The organism is Staphylococcus sp. HMSC62D11, assembly GCF_001839145.1.
In the GTDB taxonomy this organism is placed as follows: Bacteria; Bacillota; Bacilli; order Staphylococcales; family Staphylococcaceae; genus Staphylococcus; species Staphylococcus lugdunensis.
This window is the reverse complement of the sequence record NZ_KV840187.1, coordinates 105,924-113,484: the sequence shown is the minus strand read 5'-3', so window position 1 is coordinate 113,484 and position 7,561 is coordinate 105,924. Positions and strand designations below refer to the sequence as shown.

Annotated in this window: 6 protein-coding genes; 2 read left to right on the top strand and 4 right to left on the bottom strand. The window is 32.1% G+C overall.

Annotated elements, in window-relative coordinates:
• Positions 1-935: 935 nt before the first annotated feature.
• The 3 genes from perR to bcp form a co-directional block, all read right to left on the bottom strand.
• Positions 936-1,394, bottom strand: a complete 459-nt coding sequence (gene perR / locus HMPREF3267_RS06915; RefSeq protein WP_062077818.1) for a peroxide-responsive transcriptional repressor PerR — start codon at positions 1,392-1,394, stop codon at positions 936-938.
• Between the two features lie 96 nt (positions 1,395-1,490).
• A complete protein-coding gene (locus tag HMPREF3267_RS06910) occupies positions 1,491-2,441 on the bottom strand; it encodes an NAD(P)-dependent oxidoreductase (RefSeq protein ID WP_062077820.1) in 951 nt (316 codons plus the stop codon).
• A gap of 5 nt (positions 2,442-2,446) precedes the next feature.
• Entirely contained in the window at positions 2,447-2,902 is a 456-nt protein-coding gene (gene bcp, locus HMPREF3267_RS06905) for a thioredoxin-dependent thiol peroxidase (protein WP_002461308.1), read from the bottom strand.
• An 81-nt stretch (positions 2,903-2,983) separates the two neighbouring features.
• Here bcp and HMPREF3267_RS06900 point away from each other — a divergent pair, with 81 nt between their 5' ends.
• Together HMPREF3267_RS06900 and HMPREF3267_RS06895 are read left to right on the top strand one after the other, a co-directional pair.
• Positions 2,984-4,273 carry a glutamate-1-semialdehyde 2,1-aminomutase gene (locus HMPREF3267_RS06900; RefSeq protein ID WP_037544399.1) on the top strand — a complete coding sequence of 430 codons (1,290 nt, stop codon included), beginning with the start codon at positions 2,984-2,986 and terminating at the stop codon, positions 4,271-4,273.
• Between the two features lie 76 nt (positions 4,274-4,349).
• A complete protein-coding gene (locus tag HMPREF3267_RS06895) occupies positions 4,350-5,444 on the top strand; it encodes an FUSC family protein (protein ID WP_002477970.1) in 1,095 nt (364 codons plus the stop codon).
• Between the two features lie 154 nt (positions 5,445-5,598).
• On the opposite strand, the gene HMPREF3267_RS06890 is transcribed toward HMPREF3267_RS06895, so the two are convergent.
• On the bottom strand, positions 5,599-7,335 hold the full coding sequence (locus HMPREF3267_RS06890; protein ID WP_002461311.1) for an ABC transporter ATP-binding protein: 1,737 nt from the start codon (positions 7,333-7,335) through the stop codon (positions 5,599-5,601).
• Positions 7,336-7,561: the final 226 nt, after the last annotated feature.

Below are 7,561 nucleotides of genomic sequence, written 5' to 3'. Positions count from 1 at the left end.
CGTTGACATATTGTCATTCAGTTTTCAATGTTCAAATTTTTTACTTACATTTTATTATTGTATCGAAATAAACAATCTGTGTCAATATTTTTTGGCTCAATTGACTTTGTTTAAATCAACAATCAATATGTTATATTGTTTTGTTCTAAAGTTCAATAGTCAAAATTACACTTTCTTAACATCGTATTAAAATTGTTAAGAAGCAACATTGCTATCTGTCGTATTTTGACGACTTTTTAATAATATCAATTAAAGACATCTACGTCAATTATTAATATCAGTAATTTTTGTTTACTTTTTCTTAAGAAGAGTATTAATCTAACCAAAATGTATAATAGCTATTTTTTTACAACTTGCTAAATTTGATATTATCCTCTTTTTAGAGCTTACTGTTAGTTGAAAGTATTAAATACTCGCACAAATTGAGTCATGTATAGATTTTATAAGTAAAGAACTTCGTTTATTTAGTTACGTGACGCTGGTTAAATAATACGAAAATTCTTTGGTTAATCAAGCTTTTAAATGTAAAGTCACATATAAATACGCCTTATTTGGGCGAGACACTTGAGGGAAAAGACAGGGTCCCCAACAATAAAAATGTGAAGCGTATTTCAGCAAGCAAAGTAATTCGAATTTCCAAGCAAAGAAAAACTTGCTAAAATAGTTTTTCTAACAAAGCAAGCTTGGCTGGCTGAATCCGTCACCTATGCAAGCGAACCAATAATACAAGTATTATTAACAAAGAAGCCAGTAAATGAAGTTACAAAACCCTCATTTACTGGCTAAATTTCTAGGATATAAGTCCTAGCTGTTCTATCTTTGTTAAAAGTCATTTTAATTATATATAACAACTACTTATGTGATAAACACTGCTCAGTTATCAGTTTAACCATTGAAAGTATTCATCAAGCTATTTTGTCCGCCATATATAAATCTTATTGATTGGTTTCACTTGCTTTACACTCTTTACAAATGCCATAGATTTCCATTCTATGATGCGTAACATCAAAATCTGTCACATGCTGCGCTAATTGTTCTACCTCATCTAGTTGTGGATAATGAAAGTCAACGATTTTTCCACATTTTTCACAAATAACATGGTAATGGTTGTGTGTATTAAAATCAAAACGACTAGAAGCATCACCATATGTTAGCTCTTTAACTAGACCTATATTTTTAAACACTCTTAAATTATTATATATCGTTGCAACACTGATATTAGGAAAATCTGGTGAAAGTGCTTGGTAAATTTCATCGGCAGTTGGATGTGTATGTGAAGAAATTAGATAACGAATGATAGCTTGTCTTTGAGGTGTAATTCGCACACCTGCTTTTCTCAGCTCTGTAATTGATTCTTCCAATTCATGATCAATTGATTCTATATCTGCACTCATAATTTCACCATCTTTCTATTTAATAATAATTATTACTTAATATTAATATAACTTTATATAGTTAAAAATGTCAATTGTTTATCTCTTCTTCTAAGGTTAATACCCATTCTTAGCATTAACAGTATTCTCAATTAGTTTTCCATTATTGAGAAAATGATCTAAATTTCGTTCAAATATCTTTGTTGCATCTATTTTATTATTGTAATCATTGCCAGTAATGTGTGCAGTGATAGTTACATTATCTAAATCATATAATGGATGGTCAGCTGATAAAGGCTCATGTTCGAAAACGTCTAAATATGCGTGTCTTATCAAATTATTCTCCATTACCTCTAACAAATCATTTTCTTTTATTATGGTTCCTCTGCCAACATTAATAAATAATGCATTATCTTTCATATACTCAAAATGTTTCCGCTTCAATAAATGATATGTTTCTTCAGTTTCGGGAAGCGTATTTATAATAATGTCAGCTTTGTTTATTACATTATATAATTCTGTGATTACATAAATATCATCAAAGTAATCAACTAAACTATTTGATCGATTGATACCTATTATTTCAGGATTAAACGGTCTTAATAATTGTGCTGCTGCTTGCGCAATAGCACCTGTCCCTAGAAATAATATGGTTGAGCCACTAACTCTTTTACCAGTGATTGTAGAATCATATATATGATGGCGTTGATTATAATAAGATTTACGCATATTTTTATAATCATCCAAGATAAATGTAACAATATACTCGGCTAATTGTTTAGCTTGAACACCTCTTGTATTTGTCAGTTGAATGCCTCGTTGAAGTATATAGTTCAATGGAAGAGAATTAACCCCTGTTGCATACCAAGCAATCCATTTTAAATTGGGACAGCTTTCTAAAAAGGACTGATCTACATGTCCATCATAGCCAATTAAGATGTCAATATTCTGTCGTTCCTCTTCTGGTATATCGGCTGCTTGTGCATAAAATTGAAATTCAATTTGTTGGTATTTATTAACTAAATGTTGCTCTAGTTTACCCAAGCGCTTCAATCCTACTACTTTCAACTTAATCACCCCAAAATATTTTTTAATTCAGCCATTTGATTTTTGACTTTAACCTTTTCAATAACATCTAATATGATACCTTGCTCATCAATAATAAACGTTGTTCTTACAATCCCCATACTTTCCTTTCCAAAAGATTTTTTTAACTGATAAACACCTACTTCTTTCGCAAGTTCATAGTCTTTATCTACGAGTAAATCAAAATTCAAATGATGTTTATTTATGAAATTACGGTGTTTTTGCTCACTATCTCCACTAATTCCAAATACTTGTATATCTAAATCATTAAAAAAAGCTAAATTGTCACGAAAATCACAAGCTTCTGTTGTACACGTTGGCGTATTATCTCTTGGGTAAAAATAAAGTACTGCCTTTTGACCTTTTAAATCTTTATTTGAAATGCTTACTCCATTCTGGTTTTTCAATGAAAAATGTGGGAAACGTTGTCCTTTTTCTAACATTTAATCACCTATTCTTTTTTTAGTTATTATTTATGATACGATATTAGTTGAAAATATTAAATTAAAAGAGGTTGATAGAACATGAAATTCACAGAAAGTGAACGACTTCAGAAGTTATCAAATGAATATATTTTAGGTGGCGTAAACTCACCTTCTCGTTCCTACAAAGCAGTAGGAGGTGGCGCACCAGTTGTAATGAAAGAAGGTCATGGCGCATATTTGTATGATGTAGATGGCAATAAATTCATTGATTATCTTCAAGCCTATGGACCAATTATCACTGGACATGCACATCCACATATTACTGAAGCTATACAGGATCAAGCTGCAAAAGGCGTGCTTTATGGTACACCTACAGAATTAGAGATTGAATTTAGTAAAAAATTACGTGAAGCTATTCCATCTCTTGAAAAAATACGTTTCGTTAATTCTGGCACTGAAGCTGTGATGACGACAATTCGTGTCGCTCGTGCTTACACTAAACGAGATAAAATAATTAAGTTTGCCGGTTCTTATCACGGTCATTCTGATCTCGTTTTAGTTGCTGCAGGAAGTGGCCCTTCTCAACTAGGTTCTCCTGATTCTGCTGGAGTGCCAGAGAGTGTTGCAAAAGAAGTTATAACCGTGCCTTTTAATGACATTGATTCATATAAAGAAGCAATGTCGCATTGGGGTGATCAAATCGCTGCTGTATTAGTCGAACCAATTGTGGGTAATTTTGGTATGGTTGAACCGCAACCTGGCTTTTTAGAAGAAGTGAATAAAATCACACATGATTATGGAGCTTTAGTTATCTATGATGAGGTTATTACAGCATTTCGCTTCCATTATGGAGCCGCACAAGATTTACTTAACGTATATCCCGATTTAACTGCATTTGGTAAAATCATTGGTGGTGGGTTACCGATTGGAGGATACGGTGGTCGACAAGACATTATGGAACACGTCGCACCATTAGGACCGGCTTACCAAGCAGGTACAATGGCAGGGAATCCTTTATCAATGCGTGCAGGCATTGCTCTATTGGAAGTTCTAGAACAAGATGGTGTTTATGATAGACTTGATCGTCTAGGTAAACGCTTAGAAGATGGCTTATTAAAACTCATCGATAAGCACGGTATCACAGCTACTATTAATCGTGTTTATGGTTCACTAACACTATATTTTACGAACGAAAAAATAACGCATTATGAGCAAGTTGAAAGATCAGATGGTGAAGCATTTGGTAAATTCTTCAAATTAATGCTTAATCAAGGTATTAATTTAGCTCCATCTAAATTTGAAGCATGGTTCCTAACTACTGAACATACTGAAGAAGATATTGACAAGACATTAGAAGCAGCTGATTATGCCTTTAGTCAAATGAAATAAACTTGAAAATTAATCCTCGTCAGTGTATAACATATATAACTCATATTTAATATATAAAAATAAAGGAGTATGACCTTTGAAGCTAGGAGCCCGTATCTTAAAGACAGGTATTGCCATAATACTTGCCCTATTCATCACTTCTTTTTTACCTAATGACGTTGGATTTAAATCTGTCGCTGGTATCAGTGCAGTTGTTGCAATGCAACCCAATATCCATCGTTCTGTTAAGACAATTTCTGAGCAAGCTATGGGAAACTTTATTGGTGCATTGCTGGCAGTCATAGTGGTAGTAGTTTTTGGTAAAAATATTGTTATTATGGGCATTACCGTTATCTTATTAATCGCTATTTTATATAAAATCAACTTGGCACACGTTGCTACACTTGCAAGTGTGACTGCCTTAATTATCATGGGACAACATACTGGTTCATTTTATGTGGCAGCTACTTTTAGATTTATATTAGTAATGATAGGTGTGTTAAGTGCATCAATAGTAAATCTTATTTTCTTACCACCAAAATTCGAAACTAAAATTTATCATTATTCCGTAAAATTAACATCTGACATTTTTGTATGGTTTAGATTGGTACTAAATGACACTTCAGATTATCATCAAATTAAACAAGATAATGATCAAATAAAAACACGCTTAAATAGACTTGAACAAATATATGATTATTATAATGAAGAACGACCACTTACAAAAAAACATGTATTTCAACAGAATAGAAAGAAAATCCTTTTCAAGGAAGTGGTTAGTACCACACGACAAGCGTATGAAGTGTTAAACCGAATGACACGGTATCAAAATGATTTGCATAATTTAAATTATAATTTAATCTTTCAAATTAAACTTGAAATTGATGCATTAATTGAATATCACGAACAAATTTTGCGTAGTTTATCGAAAAAGGCACGCTATAATATTGAGCATGTTGAAAATAATATTATTAATCCTCAAAAGAAAGATTTAATGCTCGCATTTCAACAGGAATTAATTCAAAACCCCTATCAAACAAAATATTCTTATTCTAATTTAATGCAGATTATCGCTGCGATTGAAGAGTATCGATATCATTTAGAGCATCTAGATCGTCTCAGATTAAGCTATTTTACGTATCATCGTACTGATGCGGATATTGACATAGTTGATGAAGACTTTGATGTATAAATGAAGATACGCTTTAACAATATAAATTAAGCATTTTAAAATTTATTTAGTAAGGTTTTAACTATTTAAATATTTTCTATTCAAAGAAAATGGCAATTTCTATTACAAATGTAGAAATTGCCATTTTTATTATCAACACATTATTTTTTAATTTTTACAGATCTTGAATGCTATATAAATGTTCATATGCACCTTGTCTTGCTATTAATTCTTGATGCGTACCAGTTTCTATAATTTCACCATTTTGTAATACAACGATTTTATCGGCATGTGTAATCGTTGATAAACGATGTGCCACGATCAATGTTGTACGATCTTTACTTAAAACATCAAGTGCGTCTTGTATAATAGCCTCGCTTTCAAGATCTAGTGCGCTCGTTGCTTCATCTAAGATTAATATTGGTGGATTATTTAAAAATATGCGTGCAATTGATAAGCGTTGCTTTTGCCCGCCGGATAGTTTAACACCGCGCTCACCAACCTCAGTGTCATATCCTTGTGGTAATTTAGAAATGAAATCATGTGCATTAGCCATTTTTGCAGCTTCAATAATTTCTGCTTCAGTAGCATCTGGACGCCCTAATAATATATTTTCACGTACTGAATCGGAAAATAGTATATTATCTTGCTGTACTAAACCAATTTGATTTCTTAAACTTCCCGTCAAAAAGTCCTTAACATTATGCCCATCTATAGTGATTTCGCCACCAGTGACATCATAAAATCTGGGAATTAAATTAATTAATGTAGATTTACCACCACCACTCATACCAACAAAGGCAACTGTTTCTCCGCGGTTAATGGACAAATTAATATCTTTTAATACCAAAGATTCATTGTCATTATATTTAAAACTTACATGTCTTAAATCAATATGCCCCTGTTTAATTTCAATTGGCTGAGCACCTCGGCCATTTTTAATATCATAATCTTCATCTATAAGTTGAAACACTCGGTCCATTGAAGCAAAACTTTGAGTTAGCGTGGTAAATGATGATACCAAACGACGTAAAGGTCCAAATAATTGTTCTAAGTAACCAACAAACGCTGCTAGTGTTCCTACTGTAATTGAACCATTAATAACTAGATAGGAACCTACACCAATCACTATGATAGGTCCCAAATCTGTGACGGTATTAATCGCTGCAAAAGAATAAGCATTCCATGACGTGTGTTTGAACGCTTTTTGTAAAAAATGAGTATTCTTTTTGTCAAAATTTTTCGCCTCATTATCTTCAATTGCAAAACTTTTTATCACTGACATGCCTTGTACACGTTCATGTAGAAAGCCTTGTACTTCTGCAAGCGCTTGTGATCGTACACGTGTTAAAGAACGCAATTTACCGAAGAAAAAGTAAACTGTCAAAATATAGAACGGAAATATCAAAATGGCTGCTAATGTTAATTTAACATCTAAAAAGAACATAATTGATAACGCAATAATAATCGTAATACAATCTAGCCAAATATTCATTAGTCCTGTTAAAATAAAATCCTTGGTTTGTTCTACATCATTAATAACCCTTGAAATAACTTGACCCACTTGATTATTTGCATAAAATCGTGCGCTTAATGCCTGTAAATGATTGTATAATTGTTTTCTAATGTCATATAGAATCTTATTACTGGTCCACTGTGCTAAATATTGTCTTAAATATTCAATAGGTGGTCGCATAATAAGAAAAATAAAGAGTGCTATACCAATGGCAACACTTAGATGCATAACCTTTTGATGTGCTGTTAATGAATGATTATTAATCACACCATCAATCGCATATTTGATTAACAGCGGTATTAACATTGGTATACCAAATTTTATTATTCCAATGACAATCGTTGCAAATATACGATATTTATATGGCTTAACAAAATTTAAATATCGTCTAATCATAAGAATAACCCCCAACTTCCTTAAGTACCTAACTTACCTTTACCCTAACGCTAAAATTAGCATGAAATACAACAGAGGTTGATATGGCATCGCAAGATAAAAATCAAGCTTTGCATTCAACCTCTGGCATACAATATAATACACTTCATTGTGCTGTTTAAAACTTAAATGTCAATTTATTATTGAAGGCTTGAAAGTATTAAGCTTTTGTCATTGAATACTATAA